The 21,632-nt window shown below is 69.3% G+C and carries 19 protein-coding genes, 1 pseudogene and 1 riboswitch; of the genes and pseudogenes, 12 read left to right on the top strand and 8 right to left on the bottom strand.

The annotated features are described in order from the left end of the window. Nucleotides 1-456 (top strand): annotated as a pseudogene (locus QK444_RS11175) (DNA polymerase Y family protein); the annotation flags it as partial. Nucleotides 457-575: 119 nt separating this feature from the next. After that, on the top strand, nt 576-1,298 hold the full coding sequence (locus QK444_RS11180) for an alpha/beta hydrolase (RefSeq protein ID WP_282779539.1): 723 nt from the start codon (nt 576-578) through the stop codon (nt 1,296-1,298). 65 nt (nt 1,299-1,363) lie between these two features. Here QK444_RS11180 and QK444_RS11185 read toward each other — a convergent pair whose 3' ends face one another. Next, a complete protein-coding gene (locus tag QK444_RS11185; protein ID WP_282779524.1) occupies nt 1,364-1,738 on the bottom strand; it encodes a nuclear transport factor 2 family protein in 375 nt (124 codons plus the stop codon). A 107-nt stretch (nt 1,739-1,845) separates the two neighbouring features. On the opposite strand from QK444_RS11185, the gene QK444_RS11190 reads away from it, so the two are divergent. After that, nucleotides 1,846-2,406 (top strand): YdeI/OmpD-associated family protein, encoded by a 561-nt coding sequence (locus QK444_RS11190; protein ID WP_029923801.1) that lies wholly within the window; start codon nt 1,846-1,848, stop codon nt 2,404-2,406. Then, nucleotides 2,403-3,452, top strand: a complete 1,050-nt coding sequence (locus QK444_RS11195; RefSeq protein ID WP_282779525.1) for a sucrase ferredoxin — start codon at nt 2,403-2,405, stop codon at nt 3,450-3,452. The genes QK444_RS11190 and QK444_RS11195 overlap by 4 nt, the downstream gene beginning before the upstream one ends. 255 nt (nt 3,453-3,707) lie before the next feature. On the opposite strand, the gene QK444_RS11200 is transcribed toward QK444_RS11195, so the two are convergent. Continuing rightward, nucleotides 3,708-4,754 (bottom strand): SDR family NAD(P)-dependent oxidoreductase, encoded by a 1,047-nt coding sequence (locus tag QK444_RS11200; RefSeq protein WP_282779527.1) that lies wholly within the window; start codon nt 4,752-4,754, stop codon nt 3,708-3,710. A gap of 182 nt (nt 4,755-4,936) precedes the next feature. Between QK444_RS11200 and QK444_RS11205 the strand changes: the two genes are divergently transcribed. Beyond that, nucleotides 4,937-8,338: an error-prone DNA polymerase gene (locus QK444_RS11205; RefSeq protein ID WP_282779528.1), complete on the top strand. Its 3,402-nt coding sequence runs from the start codon at nt 4,937-4,939 to the stop codon at nt 8,336-8,338. 235 nt (nt 8,339-8,573) lie between these two features. Then, nucleotides 8,574-8,804 (top strand): DUF167 domain-containing protein, encoded by a 231-nt coding sequence (locus QK444_RS11210; protein WP_282779529.1) that lies wholly within the window; start codon nt 8,574-8,576, stop codon nt 8,802-8,804. A 54-nt stretch (nt 8,805-8,858) separates the two neighbouring features. Here the strand turns inward: QK444_RS11210 and QK444_RS11215 are convergent, their stop codons facing one another. Both QK444_RS11215 and QK444_RS11220 read right to left on the bottom strand, forming a co-directional pair. Beyond that, a complete protein-coding gene (locus QK444_RS11215; protein ID WP_282779530.1) occupies nt 8,859-9,515 on the bottom strand; it encodes a Uma2 family endonuclease in 657 nt (218 codons plus the stop codon). Between the two features lie 116 nt (nt 9,516-9,631). Beyond that, nucleotides 9,632-10,096, bottom strand: coding sequence for a tRNA (cytidine(34)-2'-O)-methyltransferase (locus QK444_RS11220; RefSeq protein WP_029923806.1), 465 nt, complete (start codon nt 10,094-10,096; stop codon nt 9,632-9,634). Nucleotides 10,097-10,377: 281 nt separating this feature from the next. On the opposite strand from QK444_RS11220, the gene QK444_RS11225 reads away from it, so the two are divergent. Then, nucleotides 10,378-10,692, top strand: a complete 315-nt coding sequence (locus tag QK444_RS11225) for a DUF3017 domain-containing protein (protein WP_282779531.1) — start codon at nt 10,378-10,380, stop codon at nt 10,690-10,692. A 96-nt stretch (nt 10,693-10,788) separates the two neighbouring features. Here QK444_RS11225 and QK444_RS11230 read toward each other — a convergent pair whose 3' ends face one another. From QK444_RS11230 to QK444_RS11240, 3 genes are all read right to left on the bottom strand, one after another. After that, on the bottom strand, nt 10,789-11,940 hold the full coding sequence (locus QK444_RS11230) for a homoserine O-acetyltransferase (RefSeq protein ID WP_282779532.1): 1,152 nt from the start codon (nt 11,938-11,940) through the stop codon (nt 10,789-10,791). Next, nucleotides 11,937-13,262: a bifunctional o-acetylhomoserine/o-acetylserine sulfhydrylase gene (locus QK444_RS11235; RefSeq protein ID WP_282779533.1), complete on the bottom strand. Its 1,326-nt coding sequence runs from the start codon at nt 13,260-13,262 to the stop codon at nt 11,937-11,939. The genes QK444_RS11230 and QK444_RS11235 overlap by 4 nt, the downstream gene beginning before the upstream one ends. Before the next feature lie 93 nt (nt 13,263-13,355). Beyond that, nucleotides 13,356-13,466: riboswitch (SAM riboswitch) on the bottom strand. A 12-nt stretch (nt 13,467-13,478) separates the two neighbouring features. Further along, nucleotides 13,479-14,177: a TetR family transcriptional regulator gene (locus QK444_RS11240; RefSeq protein ID WP_282779534.1), complete on the bottom strand. Its 699-nt coding sequence runs from the start codon at nt 14,175-14,177 to the stop codon at nt 13,479-13,481. Between the two features lie 137 nt (nt 14,178-14,314). Between QK444_RS11240 and QK444_RS11245 the strand changes: the two genes are divergently transcribed. The 3 genes from QK444_RS11245 (at nt 14,315) to QK444_RS11255 (ending at nt 18,546) form a co-directional block, all read left to right on the top strand. Then, nucleotides 14,315-15,811, top strand: a complete 1,497-nt coding sequence (locus QK444_RS11245) for an MFS transporter (RefSeq protein WP_282779535.1) — start codon at nt 14,315-14,317, stop codon at nt 15,809-15,811. 270 nt (nt 15,812-16,081) lie between these two features. Further along, entirely contained in the window at nt 16,082-17,299 is a 1,218-nt protein-coding gene (locus tag QK444_RS11250) for an NADP-dependent isocitrate dehydrogenase (RefSeq protein WP_029923812.1), read from the top strand. A gap of 239 nt (nt 17,300-17,538) precedes the next feature. Continuing rightward, nucleotides 17,539-18,546, top strand: a complete 1,008-nt coding sequence (locus QK444_RS11255) for a glycerophosphodiester phosphodiesterase family protein (protein ID WP_282779536.1) — start codon at nt 17,539-17,541, stop codon at nt 18,544-18,546. 200 nt (nt 18,547-18,746) lie between these two features. Here QK444_RS11255 and QK444_RS11260 read toward each other — a convergent pair whose 3' ends face one another. Continuing rightward, entirely contained in the window at nt 18,747-18,989 is a 243-nt protein-coding gene (locus QK444_RS11260) for a hypothetical protein (RefSeq protein ID WP_282779537.1), read from the bottom strand. Nucleotides 18,990-19,563: 574 nt separating this feature from the next. Here QK444_RS11260 and QK444_RS11265 point away from each other — a divergent pair. Both QK444_RS11265 and QK444_RS11270 read left to right on the top strand, forming a co-directional pair. Next, nucleotides 19,564-20,727, top strand: a complete 1,164-nt coding sequence (locus QK444_RS11265; protein WP_282779540.1) for an MFS transporter — start codon at nt 19,564-19,566, stop codon at nt 20,725-20,727. 208 nt (nt 20,728-20,935) lie between these two features. Continuing rightward, nucleotides 20,936-21,580, top strand: a complete 645-nt coding sequence (locus QK444_RS11270; RefSeq protein ID WP_039810180.1) for a TetR/AcrR family transcriptional regulator — start codon at nt 20,936-20,938, stop codon at nt 21,578-21,580. The last annotated feature ends 52 nt before the right edge of the window (nt 21,581-21,632 follow it).

A 21,632-nucleotide genomic window follows, 5' to 3' on the forward strand; every position in this document is an offset into this window, starting at 1 on the left:
CGGGTGCAGGGGCTGCTGGGCGGGGAGGCGGTCCGGGTGGGAGTGCTCAGTGGCGGGCGCGGTCCCGAGGAGCGGATCACCATGGTGACCCTGGGCGAGGAGTTGGTGCCCGCGGCCGATCCGGCGCAACCGTGGCCGGGGCGGCTGCCCGAACCCGCCCCCGCCGTCATCCTGGCGCACCGCCCGCGGATCCGGCTCGAGGCGGCCGACGGCACCCCGGTCTGGGTCACCGACCGTGGTCTCTTCACCACCGATCCGACGCATCTGCACTGGGGTTCCCGCAGTTGGCGGCTGCTCGGCTGGGCCGGACCCTGGCCCCTCGACGATCGCTGGTGGACCCACCGGAGCTCACCCGGCTACGTGGCTCGCGCCCAGGTGCTGCTGGACGGCGACACCCGCGCCCTGCTCCTGCTCGCCTACGACCACGCCTGGCATGTGGAGGGCCTCTACGAGTGACCGCCGGACCAATCCGAGCGGGGAGTATGGTGCCGCGCACAACCGGCGGCGCGGTGCGGGCGCGCCCCGTAGGCTGGCTGATCGTGGAGTCGACGGTTACGCGGGTCGCGTTCGAGGACGTGCTCATCGCCTATCGGGATTCCGGGGCGGAGCGGGCCGCGAGCACGGTGCCGGTGGTGCTGGTGCACGGCATGGGCGGGGATGGTCACACCTGGGACCGGTTCGCGCGGCAGTTGGCGCGGCGTGGGCGGCGGGTGATCGTTCCGGATCTGCGTGGGCACGGGCGCAGCGCGCACGCCGACTCGTACCTGTTCGCCGAATTCGGCGGCGACCTGCTGCGGCTGTGCGACCGGCTCGGTCTCGAATCGGCGGATTTCGTGGGTCATTCGCTGGGCGGCTACGCGGTGTCGTGGCTGGCCATGCGGCGTCCGGAATTGGTGCGCCGCTTGGTGATCGAGGAGCAGCCGCTACCGCTGCGCTCCGGTGACGAACAGGTGACCCTGACCCGACGGCTGCCCTCGGTGCCGGAGCTGTGGCACGCCACCACCAGCCTGCTGCGCCATCCGCGCGCCGTGCTGGCCTTCGACCGCTCCATGACCCGCACCGCCCTGGAACAGTTCCGCAAGCCGTATCCGGAATGGTGGGAGGGTCTCGCGGATATCGCCGCGCCGACGCTGTTCCTGCGCGGCGGCCCCGGCGGCATGGTCGACCCGGACAAGGTCGAACAGCTGCGCGTCAGCATCCCCGACTGCACCGTGCACACCTTCCGCTGCGGGCACAGCATCCACCGTGACCGCTACCACGAGTTCGAGGCGGCGGTCCTGCCGTTCCTCCGGCACTGACCACGCGGGGGCGGCTCGCCGGCGGCATCGCACGGCCGCCCGGCCGCGGTCCTGACGGGTGAGGCTCAGTCCGGAATCGGCGTCTGCTGGTAGCAGGCCAGCCGCCAGTCCCCGTCGACGCGGACGTAGACGCTGGTCATGATGCCCCGGAAGGCGGGCTCGGCATCCTCGCGGTACGCGATGCCGGTGTAGACCAGGATCGTGCTGTCGCCGGCGTCCACCAGGCGCGGACTCTCCAACTCGAAGGTCCGCCACGGTGGAGCGTTCTTCAGCGAGTCGATGACGCCGTCACGATCCAGCACCATGCCGTCGGCGAGCACCATCACCCCGTCCTCGGTCATGAGCGAGCCGTAGAAGTCCGCCCCGGTGCTGGTGCACAGCGCGTCCCAGCCTCGACGCTCGACCGCGAGGAGTTCGTTCAGTAATTCCTTATCGGTCATGCCTCCACCCTACGAGCGCGTCCGATTTCCGCCGGTACGACGTTGTCCGGGGCAGGACGGGTGGCCCGTTTGCGCCACGTGTCGGCGGCGTTTTCTACAGTGAGATCGTGTCCGCATCAGATCGCCCGATCCTGTTCTTCGCCGGGGAGGCGGAGTTTCGGGAATGGCTGATGGCCAATCACGCCGCCATGGACGGGGTTTGGCTGAAATTCGCGAAGCGGGGCACCGGCTACATATCACTCGACTACGCCGGTGCGCTGCGTCAGGCGCTGTGTTTCGGCTGGATCGACGGGCAGGCGCGGCGGCTCGACGACGAGTTCTATCTACAGAGCTTCACACCGCGGCGGCCGCGCAGCTCGTGGTCGCAGCGCAATGTGGGCTACGCCGAGGAATTGATCGAACAGGGACTCATGCATCCGGCCGGGCAGGCCGAGATCGACCGCGCCAAGTCCGACGGCCGCTGGGACAATGCCTACGGCCGGGAACTGCCGCAGGATTTCCTGGACGAGCTGGCGAAGCATCCGGAGGCGGCGGCGTTCTTCGAGACGCTGCCCGATCAGATCAGTGTCGAGATCGGCCAGCAGCTCGGCAGCGCGGTGCGGCCGGAGACCCGGGCGCGGCGGTTGGATCAGATGATTCGCAAACTCATCGACGGGCAGCCGTTGTGACGGCATTCGCGGGACTGCCGTGTACGACGGCGGCGTGGGAGGTGCCGCTACCCGGCAGCGCCACCCACATCACCGGCTGGCTGTGTGTCGAGCAGCCCGGGGCGTGGGGGCGCGATGTGATCGGCGACGAGGTGCTCGGCCCCGATATCACCGCCGAACTGGCCGCCCGCACCAAGGCCGCCCGGGTGCGTCCGACGCTCATCCGCAGACCGGGCCGCCACGAGTTCACCGGTGTCCGAACGGTATTGCTCGTCAGCTCGCACCCCGAGCGTCCCTGGTGCGAACGTTTCGAGATCACCGACCTGAAACAGCTGCTCGACTTCGACCCGCACCTGCTCAACGGCCCGCCCCCGGGAATCGGTGCGGCCGTCGCCGATCCGCCGGTGCTGGTCTGCGCCCACGGCAAGCGCGACCAGTGCTGCGCCCGCCTCGGCCGCCCCATCGCCGCCCGCCTCGCCGCCGAATATCCCGGCCGCGTCTGGGAGTGCTCCCACACCGGTGGCCACCGCTTCGCCCCCGCCGTGGTGCTGCTCCCCTCCGGCCTCACCTACGGCCGCCTGACCGCCGACACCGCCCTCGAAACACTCGCCGCCGCCGACCGGAACACGCTGTCCCTGACCGGCTTCCGCGGCCGCAGCGGCCATGCCCCGGTGGAGCAGGTAGCCGAGATCACGGTCCGCGAACACCTGCGGGATATCGGCGACGACACCGCCGCGGCCCTGAACGCATTCACCATCACAGCCGATTCGGCGACCTGGGGTCCCGCCGAGGCGGCCGACCAGGCACGCCTCGCCGAGGCGGATAACTCGGCGGCGAGTACCGAGGTGCCCGCGTCGATCGCACCGGCTGCCGCCCGGCTCGGCGATGGGGCGGCACCCGTCGACCCCGCCACCTTCGCGGGCGCGGCGCAGGTCACCCACCGCGACGGCCGCCGCTGGCTGGTCACCGTCCACACCTGTGCCTACACACCCCGCCAAGCCAGCTGCGGAGCCGCCCCCAAACCGGTCAAAGCGCTACGCGCCACTCGGCTGCACCGGCTGGAGTGAGCCCGCGACGGGAGCCGAGGCCGCCTGTGCCGCGCTGCTATCACGCTGTGATCATTGCGCGCCGAATCGACTGGTGCCGCACCTCGCGCCGGGACGAGACAGGCGGCCCCGGCCGGTCCGGTACTGCGGATCAGGTAGACGCTGGCGGCTTGTGCATCCGGTTACCACGCCGTGGATCCGGATTCGTTGCGGGCGAGGGGGAATTGGTGGCGGCATCGTGCGGGTGCGTCCCGCCGCCGATTCCCCCTCGCGGTGCTACCAGTGGGTGCCGGGGACGAGGCGGGCGGCGCGGCGGAGGGCGGTGCCGGTGGCGCGGACGGCGGGGGGCACTTCGCGGCGGTGGCGTTTCGGGGGGAGGATTTCCAGTTGTGTTGTCTCCTCGGACTTCTCGCCTTTGGCGGCGGGGGAGTCGGGGAGGGCGCGGTAGTAGCGGTGCAGGATGCGGTCCTTGATGCGCGGGGTGATGAGGCTGCCGTATTCGGCGAGGGTGCCGAGCGGGACGTCGATGCGCTTGGGGCGGTCGGTGAGGGCGCGGACGATGGTGGCGGCGGCCCATTCGGGGGATTCCGAGGGGCCCTGGTTGCCGCTCGGGGCGATCATGGGGGTGCGCACCAGCGGCATGTGGATGGTGGTGAAAGTGATGTTGTCGGCCAGCATCTCGATCGCGGTCACCTCGGCGAACTTGTCGAGGGCGGCCTTGGAGGCCAGATAGGCGGCGAAGCGCGGCGTGGCGACCTGCACTCCGGCGCTGGAGATGTTCACGATGTGGCCGAATTTGCGCTCGCGCATCTGCGGTAGCAGGGCCAGGGTCATGCGCACCGCGCCGAAGTAGTTGACCGCCATGGTGCGCTCGAAGTCGTGCATGCGGTCGGTGGAGCGGTGCACGGCGCGGCGGATGGAGCGCCCGGCATTGTTGACCAGCATGTCCACGTGACCGTGTGCGTCGAGGATCTGGGTCACGGCCTTCTCGACGGAGTCCTCGTCGGTGACATCGCATTGGTAGGCGTAGGCGTCGCCGCCCTCGGCCCGGATCTTCTCGACCACCACGGCCAGTTCCTCGGCGCGGCGGGCGAGCAGGAAGACCGTCGCTCCCTTCTCGGCCACGGCCGAGGCGGCGGCGCGGCCGATGCCGGAGGACGCGCCGGTGATGATGACGTGTCTGCCGGACAGGTCCCGGCGAGCGCGTCGACGGGCCCGGTAGCCGTCGCCTGTCGTTTCGCTCGTGACGCCCCCTCGCTGGCGCTCGGCGGCGTCACGAGCGAGCTCGGCTGTGTCTTCTGGTCGCTCGCTTCGCTCGCTCATGACTGCTCCTTTGCAGGTCGGATTGGCTCGAACTTACTCCAAAGTAAGTTCCAATGCCAGGGTGAGTTCCGAGGTTGGCGTGATGGGCTCGAGTTAATACAAACCGCCCGGTTGGAATGCGTGTACAGTCGCTGATCATCGAACACAAGTTCGATTTCTGGAGTGCGTGCGGAGGAGGTGTCGTGGGCTGGCACAACGGGCCGCCGACCTGGTCGGAGCTGGAACGGGTGCTCTCCGGACGCCCGAACCGAACCGTCCCCGCGGGCGACGGCGGCGACAGCCCGGCCTGGTCCCGCAAGCGCGAGCCCTACCGTGCCGCACCGCTGCACCGCCCCGACGAACCCACCGTCCCCTACGCCGAACTGCACGCCCACTCCGCCTACAGCTTCCTCGACGGAGCCAGCCAGCCGGAGGAACTGGTCGAGGAGGCCGTCCGCCTCGGCCTCGAGGCCCTCGCCCTCACCGACCACGACGGCTTCTACGGTGTCGTGCGCTTCGCCGAGGCCGCCCGCGAATGGGGTATGCCCACCGTCTTCGGTGCGGAACTCTCCCTCGGCAGCGCCGCCCGCCCCGGTGCCCACCTCGCCCCGCGCGGCGGCCGACCCGCCTCGAGCTACCCGACCGCGTCCGGTGGCAGAGCTCGGACGCGCGGACGCCCAGCCGAGTCGGCCGTGCCGAGCGATTCCGAGCCGCGCACCGGCGCACCCGATCCCGCCGGACCGCATCTGCTGATCCTGGCGCGCGGGCAGGAAGGGTACCGGCGGCTGTCCCGGGAGATGGCGGCGGCACACATGGCGGCGGGCGAGAAGGGCATTCTGCGCTACGACCTGGACCGGCTCACCGCGGCGGCGGGCGGGCACTGGCAGGTGCTGACCGGCTGCCGGAAAGGGCATGTGCGGCAGGCGCTGCGGCGGGGCGACGCGGAAGCCGAAGCGGCACTGCGGGATCTGATGGAACGATTCGGACCGGACCGGGTGAGCGTGGAGCTCACCCACCACGGCATACCCACCGACGACGAGCGCAATACCCGGCTGCTCGCCCTGGCCGACCGCCTCGGCCTGCCGGTGATCGCCTCCACCGGAGCGCATTTCGCCGCGCCGCCACAGCGCCGCCGGGCCATGGCGCTGGCCGCCATCCGGGCCCGGCAGAGCCTCGACGAGATGGCGGGCTGGCTCGCCCCCACCGGCGGCGCGCATCTGCGGTCGGGAGCCGAGATGGCGCGGCTGTTCGCGGCCTGCCCGCAGGCGGTGGCCGATGCCGCCGCACTGGCCCGGGAATGCGCTTTCGACCTGCGCCTGATCGCCCCGCGGCTGCCGCCCTTCGACGTGCCGGAGGGACACGACGAGACCTCGTGGCTGCGCGAACTCACCTACCGGGGGGCCGCCCGCCGCTACGGTCCCCCCGCGCACAACCCCCAGGCGTACCGGCAGCTCGAACACGAACTCGAGGTGATCGAGCGGTTGCGGTTCCCGGGCTACTTCCTGGTGGTGCACGACATCGTCAGCTTCTGCCACGACAACGACATCCTGTGCCAGGGCAGGGGTTCCGCCGCCAACTCGGCCGTCTGCTACGCCATCGGCATCACCAATGTGGATCCGGTCGCCAATCAGCTGCTGTTCGAACGCTTCCTCGCGCCCGAGCGCGACGGCCCGCCCGATATCGACGTGGACATCGAATCGGACCGCCGCGAGGAGGCCATCCAGCACGTCTATGCCAAGTACGGGCGCGAGTACGCGGCGCAGGTGGCCAATGTCATCACCTATCGGGGTAAGTCCGCGGTGCGCGATGCCGCACGCGCACTGGGTTTCTCGTCCGGACAGCAGGACGCCTGGAGTAAGCAGGTGAGCCGCTGGACGGGTGTCGCGAAGGAGGAGCACACCGACATTCCCGACGACGTCCTCGCCCTGGCTGGTGAATTGGAGGGTTTGCCCAGGCATCTGGGCATCCATTCCGGCGGCATGGTGATCTGCGATCGCCCCATCGCCGATGTGTGCCCCACCGAATGGGCGCGCATGCCGGGACGCAGTGTGTTGCAGTGGGACAAGGACGACTGCGCCGCCGCCGGGCTGGTGAAATTCGATCTGCTCGGTCTCGGCATGCTCTCCGCCCTGCACTACATGATCGACCTGGTGCGTGAGCACAAGGGGGAGACCGTGGAGCTGCACCGGCTGGACCTCACCGAAACCGCTGTGTACGACATGCTTTCGCGCGCCGACTCGGTGGGCGTGTTCCAGGTGGAGTCGCGCGCGCAGATGGCGACCCTGCCGCGGCTGCGGCCGCGGAACTTCTACGACCTGGTGGTGGAGGTGGCACTGATCCGCCCCGGGCCCATCCAGGGCGGCTCCGTGCACCCCTACATCCGCCGTCGCAACAGGCTGGAGCCGGTCACCTACGACCATCCGGCGCTGGCGAACGCGCTGGAACGCACCCTCGGCATCCCGCTGTTCCAGGAGCAGCTCATGCAGATGGCCGTCGATGTCGCCGGATTCACCGCCGCCGAGGCCGATCAGCTGCGCCGCGCCATGGGCTCCAAGCGGTCACCGGAGAAGATGGAGCGGCTGCGGGAACGCTTCTATCGGGGTATGCGGGACCGGCACGGCATTACCGGCGAGGTGGCCGACCGCATCTACGAGAAGGTCTACGCCTTCGCGAATTTCGGTTTCCCGGAAAGTCATTCGCAGAGCTTCGCCTCACTGGTGTTCTATTCGGCGTGGTTCAAGCTGCATCATCCGGCGGCATTCTGCGCGGGCCTGCTGCGGGCGCAGCCGATGGGGTTCTACTCGCCGCAGTCGCTGGTGGCGGACGCCCGGCGGCACGGGGTGGTGGTGCACGGGCCGGATATCAATCACAGTCTCGCCGAAGCGACGCTGGAACGGCGGGGGATGGAGATCCGGCTGGGACTGGCCGCGGTGCGGCACATCGGCGACGAACTGGCCGAGCGGATCGTCGCCGCCCGCCTGTCCGACGGACCCTACCGCTCGTTCCTCGACCTCACCAACCGCGTGGAACTTACTGTCCCGCAAGCGGAATCGCTGGCCACGGCGGGTGCGCTCGGCAGCCTCGACATCACCCGCCGCCAAGCCCTGTGGGCCGCCGGGGCCGCGGCGGGGGAACGCCCCGACCGGCTCCCTGGCACCGGTGCGGCCACCGCCGCACCCGCCCTGCCCGGTATGAGCGAGCTGGAGTTGGCCGCCGCCGACGTCTGGGCCACCGGCGTCTCACCCGGCAGCTATCCCACCGAGTTCCTGCGCCCGCGACTCGATGCGCTGGGGGTGGTGCCCGCCGCCCACCTCGCCGATATTCGCGACGGCACGCGGGTGCTGGTGGGCGGCGCGGTCACGCACCGGCAGCGCCCCGCCACGGCGGGCGGCGTCACCTTCCTCAACCTGGAGGACGAGACCGGCATGGTGAACGTGGTCTGCTCCGTCGGCCTCTGGACCCGCTACCGCCGCCTCGCCCAGAGCGCGCCCGCCCTGCTGATCCGCGGACGCGTACAGAACGCCGAGGGAGCGATCACGGTGGTCGCCGACCACCTGCAACGCATGGACCTGCGCATCGAGGCGAAGTCCCGCGACTTCCGCTGAGCGCCGACGCTACTGCTCACGCCGCGATGGCCACTGGAGTCGCAGCGGACCGTTCCCCCACGTCCGTGGACGGCGTGGTGGTCGGCTCCATCACGCTGACTCCGCAACGCTGACCGTTCGATCGCCAGTCGCGCCCGGCCGCCGGTGCGGCACCCGCGAGAGCCACCCGCCGGAGCGGTCCGGGTTCGGTGCGGGAGTGCTCGCGGGAGAATGGGGCGCGTCGAAGGGAGTCCCAGTGCCGACCGTGGTCCGCGCGACGATCAAACCGAACAGCAGGAAGGGGCCGCTGGTGGAAGCGCTCCCCGACGGCACCCTCCAGCTCTACGTCCGCGCCCCCGCCGTGGAGGGCAAGGCCAACAGGGCCGCCTGCGAACTCCTCGCTGCCCACTACGGCGTGCCCAAATCCGCCGTCCGCCTCACCGCGGGCGCGACCTCCCGCTTCAAACGCTTCGATATCGACGACTGACGCGTGCCCGGGCCTATCCCGCCACGACCGGAGTGCGGTCGGGGGCGATCGGGTTCAGAACGCGAGCTCTTCCCACGGAATGCGCAGCGGGAAGGGGAAGTCGAACTCGATGCCGTCGGTATCGGCCGCGGTCCACTCGCCGGCCATGAGGTAGTTGGCGGCATGCAGCAGGTGCACGCCCGCCGGGACCAGCTGGCCGGGTTCGGTTTGCAGCGCGAAGGCGCGCACCTTCTCGATGGCGCTGGCCTCGCGGGCGAGCGTCACCTCCCAGTACAGCGGAATACCGGCCCGCGCGTAGCGTGCCTTCTTCGCCTCGATATCGGATGCGGTGTTGCCGGGAGACAGCACTTCGCCGACGAGGTGGACATCGGCGGCACGGACATCCTGGTACGGGGTTTCGAGGCAGCGGTGGATCAGGAAGTCCGGTGTCACGAAGTCGGACTTTCCGCTGGTGCCGAAGAAGACGTTCGTCTCGAGGTTGACACGCCAGCACTTCCCAGGGGTGGCCGAAATGGAGGAGCGGGCGCACCGTTCGATCGAGTTCGTCAGTCGACGCGTGAACGTCTGATGCTCGGCCGGGCCACGTCGCATCCACATCACCCGCCCGTCCCACAGTTCGATCTGCTCGGCGATCTCCTCCGGTAGCCGCTCGAGCTCCTCCCACGTCATGTACTCGGGGATATCGGGCCGCTCGAGGTGGGGGACGGACATGTCCTCAGGATATTTCGGCATGTCCACGGCCTCCCGGATTCACGAGAAGCAGACGGTTTCGTCCGCGATGTCAGGTGCTGTCAGTGCCAGTAGACCGTGTGGGCGCGCGTCTGTCACTACACCGCGCCCGGGAAGCCCAGTTGCCGCCAGGCTTCGTAGACGGCGACGGCGGCGGCATTGGAGAGGTTCATGGAGCGGCGGCCCGGGAGCATGGGGATGCGCACCTGGGTGGTGACGTGCGGGTCGGCGAGGACCTCGGCGGGCAGGCCGGTGGGTTCGGGGCCGAAGAGCAGGGTGTCGTGCTCGCGGTAGGCGACGGCGGTGCTGTGCGTGGTGGCCTGGGCGGTGAAGGCGAAGACGCGTTCGGGGCGGATGGCGTCCCAGGCGGCGGCCAGATCCTTGTGCACGGTGACCGAGGCGAGGTCGTGGTAGTCCAATCCGGCCCGCCGCAGCTTGGGCTCGGATAGATCGAAGCCGAGCGGTTCGATCAGGTGTAGTCGGCATCCGGTCCCGGCGGCCAGCCGGATGGCGTTGCCGGTATTCGGCGGGATGCGGGGCTCGTAGAACACCAGATGGAACACCCCGCCAGTCAACCAGACGGGGGTCACGCCGCTGTGCCGGACCGGCGGCGCGGCCGTTGCCGGGCCATGTGGCGTTGCAGGGGCGTGTGGGGTCGCTCGACCGGTGTGGCGTTGCTGGGTGGTGTGGGGTTGCCGATCGGTGTGGCGTTGCTGGGTGGTGTGGGGTTGCCGATCGGTGTGGCGTTGCCGGGTGGTGTGGGGTTGCCGACCGGTGTGGCGGTGCCGGGTGGATTCGACCGGGCCGTATCGGTGGAAACCGCCCCGCCGCTAGACTGCGGCGCGTGAGTGCCCACGCCGCCCCCGAGAGCCGCAGCAGCCGCATCGGCGCATCCATCCGCACCCATCTGCCGCTCATCCTGGTGGCCGCGGTGCTGGTGGTGGCGGTCGTCTTCCTGGCCTGGGACCGGTGGCGACGCGGTGCCGTGTTCATCGGCGGCGCGGCCCTGCTGGCCGCCGCCTTCCGCATGCTGCTGCCCACCGAACAGGTCGGCTTGCTCGCGGTGCGCGGCAAATGGTTCGACGTGATCGCCCTGGCCGCGCTGGGCTCGGCCATCATCGTGCTGGCCGCCACGGTCAACCCGCTCGGCATCACCTAGATCGGGCGGAGATCCGCGTATGACCGCCGGGCTGCCGTAGCGCGGCCGTCCGTGGTTGTCGCGTGTGGTGCGGGCGGCCGGGTGCCGCCGCTACGGTCAGTGGTTGTCGCGGGCGGCGCGGGCCAGGTCCATGGTGTCGGTGAGGAGTTTGCCGACCGCCTCGGTTTCGGTGAGGAAGCCGTCGTGGCCGTCGCGGGAGCGGACGATTTCCAGGCCCTTGCAGCCGGGGAGGAGGTCGGCGAGTTCCTGTTGGGTGCGCAGCGGGTACAGGCGGTCGGAGTCGACGCCGCCGACGATGCAGGGGACCGGGGTGGAGCTCAGGGCGGCGGCGATACCGCCGCGGCCGCGGCCCACGTCGTGCCGGTTCATGGCCTCGGTGAGCAGGATGTAGGTGCCGGGGTCGAAGCGGGAGACGAGCTTGTCGGCCTGGTATTCCAGGTAGCTCTGCACCGCGTAACGGCCACCGTCCCAAGGGTTTTCGTCACCCTGGGCGTGGTTCTCGAAGCGGTGGTCGAGTTCGAATTCGGTGCGGTAGCTCAGGTGCGCGATACGGCGGGCGATGCGCATGCCGGTCATGGGCGCGCGCCCGGTGCCGTGGTAGTCGCCGCCCTGCCAGTCCGGATCGGCGGTGATGGCTGCGATCTGGGTGGTCTGGGTGCCGATCTGGTCGGCGGTGGCGCGCGGGCCGACGGCCAGCACCAGGGCGGAGCCGACGCGGTCGGGATGGCCGATCATCCATTCCAGCACTCGCATGCCGCCCATGGAGCCGCCGACCACCGCGGCCAGCCGTTCGATCCCGAGCAGATCGAACAGCCGCACCTCGGCGGTCACCTGATCACGGATGGAGATATCGGGAAATCGTGAGCCCCAAGGCTTTCCGTCGGAGGTCAGGGAGGCGGGTCCGGTCGAGCCCTGACAGCCGCCGAGCACATTGGTGGCGATGACACACCACTCCCGGGTGTCGATGGGCGCACCGGGTCCGACGGTGCCCTCCCACCAGCCGGGCGGTGAACCCGCCGACCCGACCACATGGGAGTCACCGGTCAGCGCATGCTCGACCAGCACCACGTTGTCCAGATTCGCCGAGAGTTCGCCCCAGCGTTGTACGGCCAGCGTCACGTCGGTGACGACCGCCCCGTTCTCGAGTTCGACGTCCCCGATGGCAATGCTGCCGAGCGTCCCGTCGGACGGTGGAAGCAGCGCCTCCACCGTCTCCCGGGACGTGCTCGATTCGATGTTCACGGTCAACGTGCCGCCGCCGTCAGTCCGGCCGTGAGGTCGGCCAGGATGTCGTCGATACCCTCGATACCCACGGCCAACCGCACCAGCCCCGGCGTGACGCCGGAGGCCAGCTGCTCTTCCGGCGTCAATTGCGAATGCGTGGTGGAGGCCGGATGGATGACGAGGGAACGCACATCCCCGATGTTAGCGACATGGCTGTGCAGCTCCAGCGCGTCCACGAACTTCTTGCCCGCATCGACGCCGCCGGCGAGCTCGAAGGACACGATCGCGCCCACACCCTTCGGTGCCAGCTGTTTGCCACGCTCATGCCAGGGCGAGGACGGCAGCCCGGCGTAGGACACCGACAGCACCTCCGGCCGCTGGGCCAGGAACTCCGCGACCGCCTGCGCGTTGGCCACGTGCCGCTCCACCCGCAGGCTCAGCGTCTCGATGCCCTGGGCGATGAGGAAGGCGTTGAACGGCGAGACGGCCGAGCCGAGGTCGCGCAGCAGCTGCACCCGCGCCTTGAGCGCGAAGGCGGGCGCACCCAGATCCGCGTACACCACGCCGTGGTAGCTCGGATCGGGGGTGGTGAAGCCCGGGAACCGCGCCGCGCCGGATTCGTCGCGCCCGGTCCAGTCGAATCCGCCGCCGTCGACGATCACGCCCGCGACCGCGGAGCCATGTCCGCCAAGGTATTTGGTGGCCGAATGCACCACGATGTCGGCCCCGTGGCGCAGCGGCTGGATCAGGTACGGCGTCGCCACGGTGTTGTCCACGATGAGCGGCACCCCGGCGGCGTGGGCGATCTCAGCGATGCCCGGGATGTCCAGCAGCGCGCTGCTGGGGTTGGCCACGGTCTCGCCGTAGAACGCCTTGGTGTTGGGTCGCACCGCCGCCCGCCACTGCTCCAGGTCGTCGGGATCGTCGACGAAGCTGACCTCGATGCCCAGCTTGGGCAGCGAGTAGCGGAAGAGGTTGTAGGTGCCGCCGTAGAGGTGCGGGCTGGCGACGATGTGATCCCCGGCGGCGGCCAGATTGAGGATGGCGAAGGTTTCGGCGGCCTGTCCGGACGCCAGCAGCAGCGCCGCGACGCCGCCCTCCAGGGCGGCGATGCGCTGCTCCACCACATCCTGGGTGGGGTTCATGATCCGGGTGTAGATATTGCCCGGCTCGGCCAGTCCGAACAGCGCGGCGGCGTGCTCGGTGTCGCGGAAGGCGTACGAGGTGGTCTGATAGATCGGCAGCGCGCGGGCCCCGGTGGTGGCGTCGGGAGCCTGTCCGGCGTGCACCTGTTTGGTCTCGAAAGACCAGTTGGCCGGTTCGATGGGCGCGGTCGAGTCACTCATGTCCTGCTCCAAGAAAGTCGCCGAATGGCGGGAAGTCTGACGTTATCGGAAGGCGAATGGGCTTCGACAACAACACATTTCGGTAGACCTCCTACAGTGCGCTTGCGCTCGGCCTTCGAGCGCCCGGTCCTCACCCGGAGCACCCCACCGCAGCTGGAGGGTTGCCGATCAGCAAGCCGGGGCTTGACGCTGATGCTCTTGACCTGATGCGAGATTCTAGCGGGCGGAGGGGTCGGAGTCCGCAGTGGGGCTGGACACACAGACGTTTCCGCAGATACGCAGGAATTCGCGATAGGCCGTGACCACGGCGTCGGCCATGCCGCGGGCGGAGGTGGCGCAGTTTCCGTCGACGGCCTGGACCTCGCTACCGACCCGCATGATGGTGTGCCAGGTGCCCAGCAGCAACCGCACCGGCAGGCTGTCGGCGGGCAGGCCCATGCGCTCGGCGAGCACCTCGCCCATCTGCTGGGTCTTGTGCTCGCCCGCGTCGAGGCTGCGGGCGCGTACCGCGGCGCTGCCGCGGATGATGTTCTGCATCTGCTGGAACCAGCGGAACGGCACGGGCTCGTCGGCCTCGATGATGCGGTCGGTGAGCGCGAGGAAGCCGTCGAGCATGGCCTGCAGCTCGTTGTCGTGCGGTGGTTGCGCCCGCAGATACTCGGCCAACGCCTGCCCCCATGCCTCGATGGGTGCGATGACGATCTCTTCCTTGCTCTCGAAGTACCGGTTCACGGTGCGCGGTGAGACGTCGGCCGCGTCGGCGATCTGTTCGACGGTGGTGGCGTCGAAGCCCTGGGCGTCGCACAGCTCGAGTGCCACATCGATGATGCGCTCGCGGGTCTGCTGCTTCTTGCGTTCGCGCAGTCCCGGGCGGCGGTGTTCCAGGAGATCGGCAGGCGTTGACGACTCGGACATTGCCTCAGTCTATCGCTATCGGACCGAATTGTGTCATTAACAGCCATCTGTCTGACTGCGACATTTTTCGCTTGACGTCATTTGTCGGTGGGTGCCAGTATGGTTCCGGTCGTTCGGAATGCCCTGAGGAGAACCACGTGACCACTGCGACAGCGACTCGCGAACCCGACGAAATATCCAGAGAGACAAGCGCTTCCAAGCGCTGGCTGGCCCTGGGCGTACTCGCCCTGGCGCAGCTCATGGTGGTGCTGGACGCCACCATCGTCACGATCTCGCTGCCCTTCGCGCAGCAGGATCTGCACATCAGCGAGGCCGACAAGCAGTGGATGCTGACGGCCTACACCCTCATCTTCGGCGGCCTGCTGCTGCTCGGCGGCCGCCTCGCCGACTACCTCGGCCGCCGCCGCATCTTCCTGATCGGCCTGGTCGGCTTCGCCGCCGCCTCCGCGCTGGCCGGACTCGCGCAGAACGCCGGGCAGCTGTTCGCCGGGCGCGGCCTACAGGGCGCGTTCGCGGCGCTGCTGGCGCCCGCGGCACTGTCCCTGGTGTCGATCACCTTCACCGAGGTGAACGAACGCGCCAAGGCGTTCGGCGTCTTCGCGGGCGTCTCGGCGGGCGGCGCGGCCATCGGGCTGATCGCGGGCGGCGCGCTCACCGAGTACGCCGACTGGCGCTGGTGCCTGTTGGTCAACACCCCCGTCGCGCTGTTGGCGCTGGTCGGGGCCTACGCCTTCGTCATCAAGGATGAGCCCGCTCCGCGCACCGGCGGATACGACCTGCCCGGCGCGGTGACCGGCACCCTCGGGCTGATCGCCATCGTCTACGGCTTCACCCGGGCGGCCGAGAACGGCTGGGGCGCGGCCTCCACCCTCGGGCTGCTGGCCGCGGGCGTGGCCCTGCTGATCGCCTTCGTGCTCATCGAACACCGGTCCGCGAATCCGCTGCTGCCGCTGCGCATCCCCGGGGAGATCAATCGGGGCGGTTCGTTCCTGGTGGCGCTGCTGATCCCGATCGCCATGTTCGCCATGTTCCTGAACCTCAGCTACTACCTGCAGATAACCCTCGGATACTCGGCGCTGAAGGCCGGTGTCGCCTTCCTGCCGTTCCCCATCGGCATCGTGGTGTCGGCGGGTGTCGCCAGCGCGGTGCTGCCGAAGCTGGGCCCGCGTCCGGTGCTGCTGGCCGGGACCGCGCTGGGCATGCTGGGACTGCTCTATCTGGCCCAGCTCGATTTCGGTGACGGTTACGCGGCGTCGGTACTGCCCGCCATGACGCTCATCGCGCTCGGTATGGGCGGTGTCTTCGTGGCCATGCAGACCACCGCGCTGCATCAGGTCGACGAGGCCGATTCCGGGGTGGCCAGCGCGCTGCTCAATGCCGCGCAACAGGTCGGCGGCTCCATCGGCACGGCGCTGCTGACCACCATCTCGGTCCAGGTCGCCGAGCGGTATGTGACCGACAATCCGACCATCGACAATGTGATGGCGCGGGCGGCGATCCACAGCTACGACGTGGCGTTCTACATCGGCGCGGGCTTCTTCCTCATCGCCCTGCCCATCATCGCCCTGATGATCCGCGACAAGCCGGAGAACCTGCTCGAGGGCGGTGAGAAGCCGGTTCACGTCGGCGTCTGATCCTCGTATCCTCGACGCTGAGGCCGGGTGTTTCCTACTTGCGAGTAGCCTCCGCTGGTCCCGCACAGCGGGGGCTACCTGCGCGGTGAGGTTCATAGCAGCAGTACGCTTGTCTTGCTTGACGCCACAGCGTACGTGGACCTGGCACCACAGGCCCCGTGCCGCGCGCCATGCGTATACGTTGTCTGTTGAACAGCTGGGGTCCGCTACAAGCGGTGCTCACCGGCCGTGCAATGGGAGCACCACCTTCCTAGGAGGACACGAAGATCCATGTCCAAGATCAAGGTTGAAGGCACCGTCGTCGAGCTCGACGGCGATGAGATGACCCGGATTATCTGGCAGTTCATCAAAGACAAGCTGATCAATCCGTATCTCGATGTGAACCTCGAGTACTACGACCTCGGCATCGAGTACCGCGACAAGACCGACGATCAGGTCACGATCGACGCGGCCAACGCCATCAAGAAGCACGGCGTCGGCGTCAAGTGCGCGACGATCACCCCCGACGAGGCCCGCGTCAAGGAGTTCGGCCTCAAGAAGATGTGGCGGTCGCCCAACGGCACCATCCGCAACATCCTCGGCGGTACCATCTTCCGCGCGCCGATCATCATCTCCAACGTCCCGCGTCTGGTTCCGGGCTGGACCAAGCCGATCATCATCGGCCGCCACGCCTTCGGCGACCAGTACCGCGCCACCGATTTCAAGGTGCACCAGGCGGGCACCGTCACCCTCACCTTCACCCCGGAGGACGGCTCCGAGCCGATCGTCCACGAGGTCGTGAAGATGCCGGAGGACGGCGGCGTCATCATGGGCATGTACAACTTCCAGGAGTCCATCCGGGACTTCGCGCGGGCCTCGCTCAACTACGGCCTGCAGCAGAACTACCCGGTGTACATGTCGACCAAGAACACCATCCTCAAGGCGTACGACGGCATGTTCAAAGACACCTTCCAGGAGGTGTACGAGACCGAGTTCAAGGAGGAGTTCGACGCGGCCGGTCTCACCTACGAGCACCGCCTCATCGACGATATGGTCGCCTCCGCGCTCAAGTGGGAGGGCGGCTACGTCTGGGCCTGCAAGAACTACGACGGCGACGTGCAGTCCGACACCGTGGCGCAGGGCTTCGGCTCGCTGGGTCTGATGACCTCCGTGCTGCTCACCCCGGACGGCAAGACCTGTGAGGCGGAGGCCGCGCACGGCACCGTCACCCGGCACTACCGCCAGCACCAGCAGGGCAAGCCCACCTCCACCAACCCGATCGCCTCGATCTTCGCGTGGACCCGCGGCCTGGCTCACCGAGGCAAGCTGGACAACACCCCCGAGGTCATCGGCTTCGCCCAGGCCCTCGAGGACGTCGTCATCAAGACCGTCGAGGACGGCCAGATGACCAAGGATCTCGCGCTGCTGGTCGGCGGGGATCAGGGCTACCTGACCACCGAGGAATTCCTCGGTGTGCTGGACGCCAACCTGGCGCGCGAACTGCGCTGATGCAATCCCGGGCGTACCCACGCCCGACCCGCTCCTCCGCGTTGCGCGGATGGGCACAGCGCTGACGCACGTGAACAGCGCGCCGCGGCGAACGATGGCGGCCGGGACCACCGTCCCGGCCGGAGCCATCGCCGCGACACATGCCGGGCACCTGCCCCCACTCACCGGTGGAGCGGGTGCCCGAACTGTTTCCGGACGCGGCTACCCGAACCGCGGCGGACATGTCAGGATGCAGGACGATGTCTGCGACACAACGCCTTTCGCGTTCCCTCGGATCCCGTCGACGGCAGCGCCGCTGGGCGGCCACACTCCTGGTCGCCCTGCTGCTCGCCGGATTCGGCTGCATCGATCCGGCTCCGGCCGCCGCCGATTCCGATGCCGGGCCGCTGGTGCTCGCGCATCGCGGTCTGGGCCAGACCTTCGATCCGGACGGGATCGAGGCCGACACCTGCACCGCCGAGCGCATCCACCCGCCCGAGCACGGATATTTGGAGAACACTGTCGCCGGCATGCGGGCCGCCTTCGACGCCGGAGCCGACCAGGTCGAATTCGACGTGCACTGGACCGCCGACGACCAGTTCGCCGTCTTCCACGACTGGGAACTGGACTGCCGCACCGACGGCACCGGCACCACCCGCGACCACACCATGGCGGAACTGCGCGGCCTCGACATCGGCTACGGCTACACCGCCGACGGCGGCAAGACCTATCCGTTCCGAGGTAAGGGCGTCGGCCTCATGCCCACCCTGGAGGCGGTGCTGACCGCCTTCCCCGCCCGGTCGCTGTTGATCCACATCAAGAGCAATGACCCGGCCGAGGGTGAGGCCCTGGCCGCCCGGTTGGCCGCCGAACCGGCCGAACGGCGCAGCGCGCTCACCGTGTACGGCGGTGACAAGCCGATCGCGGCCCTGCGGGCGGCGCTGCCCACCGTGCGGGTGATGTCCAAGCAGATCATGCTGGAGTGCCTCGGCGCGTACGCGGCCGTCGGCTGGACCGGCACCGCCCCCGCCACCTGCCGCAATACCCAGCTGCACATTCCCGAGGGCTACACCCGCTTCCTGTGGGGCTGGCCCGACCGGTTCGTGGAGCGGATGGCCGCCACCGACGCCCGCGTGGTGCTGGTCGCCGGGGACGGCGGATTCTCCGAGGGATTCGACACGCCGGAATCGCTGGAGCGGATTCCGGACGGGTTCACCGGCCTGGTGTGGACGAACCGGGCGGATGTCGTCGCACCGCTGCTGCGCTGACGCACGTGAACAGCGCGCTGCGGCGAACGATGGCGGCCGACCCACCGTCCCGGCGGGAGCCATCGCCGCGACACATGCCGGTCACCTGCCCCCACCGATAGGGGAAGCGGGTGCCCGAACTGTTGCCGCGCTGTGGCGCGCAGGACCGGTGGCTTTCAGCCCCGCAACAGGTCGTCGCGGTGGTTCCCGGCTGTCGGCGATCAGCAGAACATCGGGTTCCCGCAAGGGGGACCGCTGAGGGTGTGGATCAACGCGAACGGCACCGCGAGCAGGTCACTGCTGCCCGTGCCGACGGCGCCGTCGATGGGTGCCGCGGGCGAATGGGCGTCGCCGGTGGACATCGGCTCCAGCTCCAGCGGCGTCGCCATGGCGCCGCCGGTCGTCGCGGTGAGTGCCGCGGCCACGGCCGCGGTCGCGATGCCGATCCGCACGATGTTCTTCATCGATGATCCCTCCTGGTCGAGTGCGGTATGTTCCCCGTGAATGCTTGCGGTTCACGGAGTTTCGACAATGCATGGGGGGAGCAGCGCCTGCGAGCCCCCAGTTATCAGGTCCGCTGCGGACTGCCCGGGTTCTCGGCGGCGGAACCCGGAGCGGATTCCGGGCGGGTTCACCCGGCGCGCGGCTGCCGTCCGAGCCCGACCGACTGGCCGATGCCGCGCGAATCCGCGTGAGTGGGATCACGCTGTCCGCGGGGCCGCGGGGGGTAGGTGGAAAGCTTTGCGGGGCAGAGTATTTCGAGCCGGGATGATGACTCCGGCCAGGTCGTGACTGAGATCACCCGATACTCGGGTGGTGGTCGGGTTCGCGGCGGTGTTGCCATGGACTGTGACCGAACCCGGGATTGCCGCCGAGACGCCCGCTACCGCGACCGAGGAGAGCACGGCCGCCGCGCAGGGTGCGCGAGCGTCCGGGGCACCAGACACCCGGGTTGCAGCGACGGACGGTCGCGCCCGGTCCGCCGCCGGCGGAGATGAGCCCGCGGTGCCCGGCGGGAGCGGTTGGCACATCCCCGCCATGCTCGCCCTGGCGCTGGGCGGATTCGGTATCGGTACCACGGAATTCGTCACCATGGGTTTGCTGCCGGATATCGCGTGGGGCATGAAGGTGTCCGAACCCACCGCGGGGCATGCGGTGTCGGCGTACGCGCTGGGTGTGGTGGTCGGCGCTCCGGTGATCGCGGCACTGTGCGCGCGGGTGCCGCGCAAGCGCTTGCTGATGGCGCTCATGGCGGCGTTCACGCTGGGCAATGCGGCGTCGGTGCTCGCGCCGTCATTCGGGACGTTCGTGGCGGCGCGCTTCGTTTCCGGTCTGCCGCACGGGGCGTATTTCGGCGTGGCCTCCCTGGCGGCGGCCACGCTCGCACCGGTGGGGCAGCGCGCCAAGGCGGTTGCCGCGGTTATGCTGGGTTTGAGCGCCGCCAATGTTGTCGGCGTTCCCGCCGCCACCTGGATGGGCCAGCACCTCGGCTGGCGGGACGCCTACGTGGTGGTCGCCGTGATCGGCGTGGCCACCGTCGCCGCCATCGCGCGGTTCGTGCCGGAACTCACCGGCATTCGCATGACCGACCCGCGCACCGAACTCGGCGCACTCGGCAAATCCCAGGTGTTGCTGACGCTGCTGGTCGGCGCGGTCGGCTTCGGCGGCATGTTCGCCGTCTACACCTACATCACCACCACCCTCACCGACGTGGCGGGCATGCGATTGGGCTTCGTTCCCATCGTGCTCATGCTCTTCGGCCTCGGCATGGTCGCGGGCAATATCATCGGCGGCGTCCTCACCGACCGGGGCGTCAACCGTGCTGTCTTCGCCGCCCTGCTGTCCATGGTGGTCATCCTGGCCGCTTTCATCGCGGCCGCTCACAACCCCGTCACCGCGGGCCTCGGCGCCTTCCTGGTCGGCGCCTCGGGCGCGGCCCTGGCCCCGGCCCTGCAGACCCGCCTCATGGACGTGGCCCACGAGGCCCAAACCCTGGCCGCCGCCCTGAACCACGCCGCGCTCAATATCGCCAATGCCGCCGGCGCCTGGCTGGGCGGCCTGGTGATCGCCGCCGGCCTCGGCTACACCGCCCCGGCCGCCGTCGGAGCCGGGCTGGCGACCCTGGGCGTGCTGCTGTTCGCGGTGACGGTCGCGCTGGCCCGCCGCACCGAAGCGCGGGTGAGCAGCCGCTGGTCGATCTGATCGACAGCCTGGCACGGGACGCCGCCGCGCCGGTGTGTCGTATGACGGAACTGTCGACCGATCGCGGGTGGTCGGGGCGGACCAGGTTCGAGTGGTGGGTCCGGCGTGATCATCGCAGGTCGTCGCGCCGGGCTGTTGGCGACGCGGAAGGCGGATCGCGCGGCGGTCAGTTACGTACAGATCTGCATGTAAGTGTAGAATCGTCGGAATGACCAGCTCCGCAGTCTCGAAGCCGCCGCGCCGCACGCAGGAGCAGCGCAGTAGTGAGATGCGGACGAGATTACTCGACGCCACCATCGACTGCCTCGTCGAGTACGGGTACGCGGGGACCACCACGCCGCGGGTGGCGGAGCGGGCCGGGGTGACGCGGGGTGCGCAGGTGCACCACTTCGGGTCCAAGAACGATCTGGTGGTCGCGGCGGTGAACCATCTGGCGCAGCGGCGGACCGAGGCGGCCATGCAGGAGCTCGGGAAGATCAAATCGGGGCCGGATCCCATTGCCACGGTGCTGGAATCGCTGTGGGAATTGCATCAGGGGCCGCTGTTCATCGCGGCCATGGAGCTGTGGGTGGCGGGGCGCACCGATCCGGAGCTGGCGGCCGAGGTGCGCAAGGTGGAGCCGTTCGTCAACAATGCGGTGCTCATGGCGCTGAGCCGGTACGTGCCGGACGAGGTGGAGCGCAAGGACGCCCGCGATTTCGTGTACACGGCCATGGACGCGCTGCGCGGCATCCTGGTCTCCAGCTTCGTGGACCCGGGCACCGAACGCGCGCACCGCCGCTGGCAGCGCGCCTCGGAACACCTGCGCACCGCCGCCCAGGTAGCGCTGCCGGGCATCCGGCTCACCGACTGAGCCGCGAGCGCGCCGTTCCGAATAGGGCCGGGCATTGCCGCGCCCGCCCGCA

Origin of the sequence: Nocardia sp. CC201C (genome assembly GCF_030010695.1) — a bacterium.
Lineage (GTDB): Bacteria > Actinomycetota > Actinomycetes > Mycobacteriales > Mycobacteriaceae > Nocardia > Nocardia otitidiscaviarum.

Coding starts and splice junctions, on each gene's coding strand:
- QK444_RS11185 (WP_282779524.1), bottom strand. CDS start 1,738: ATGACCGATAAGGAATTACTGAACGAACTCCTCGCGGTCGAGCGTCGA.
- QK444_RS11200 (WP_282779527.1), bottom strand. CDS start 4,754: ATGAGCGAGCGAAGCGAGCGACCAGAAGACACAGCCGAGCTCGCTCGT.
- QK444_RS11215 (WP_282779530.1), bottom strand. CDS start 9,515: ATGTCCGTCCCCCACCTCGAGCGGCCCGATATCCCCGAGTACATGACG.
- QK444_RS11235 (WP_282779533.1), bottom strand. CDS start 13,262: ATGAGTGACTCGACCGCGCCCATCGAACCGGCCAACTGGTCTTTCGAG.
- QK444_RS11240 (WP_282779534.1), bottom strand. CDS start 14,177: ATGTCCGAGTCGTCAACGCCTGCCGATCTCCTGGAACACCGCCGCCCG.
- QK444_RS11250 (WP_029923812.1), top strand. CDS start 16,082: ATGTCCAAGATCAAGGTTGAAGGCACCGTCGTCGAGCTCGACGGCGAT.
- QK444_RS11255 (WP_282779536.1), top strand. CDS start 17,539: ATGTCTGCGACACAACGCCTTTCGCGTTCCCTCGGATCCCGTCGACGG.
- QK444_RS11260 (WP_282779537.1), bottom strand. CDS start 18,989: ATGAAGAACATCGTGCGGATCGGCATCGCGACCGCGGCCGTGGCCGCG.
- QK444_RS11265 (WP_282779540.1), top strand. CDS start 19,564: ATGCTCGCCCTGGCGCTGGGCGGATTCGGTATCGGTACCACGGAATTC.
- QK444_RS11270 (WP_039810180.1), top strand. CDS start 20,936: ATGACCAGCTCCGCAGTCTCGAAGCCGCCGCGCCGCACGCAGGAGCAG.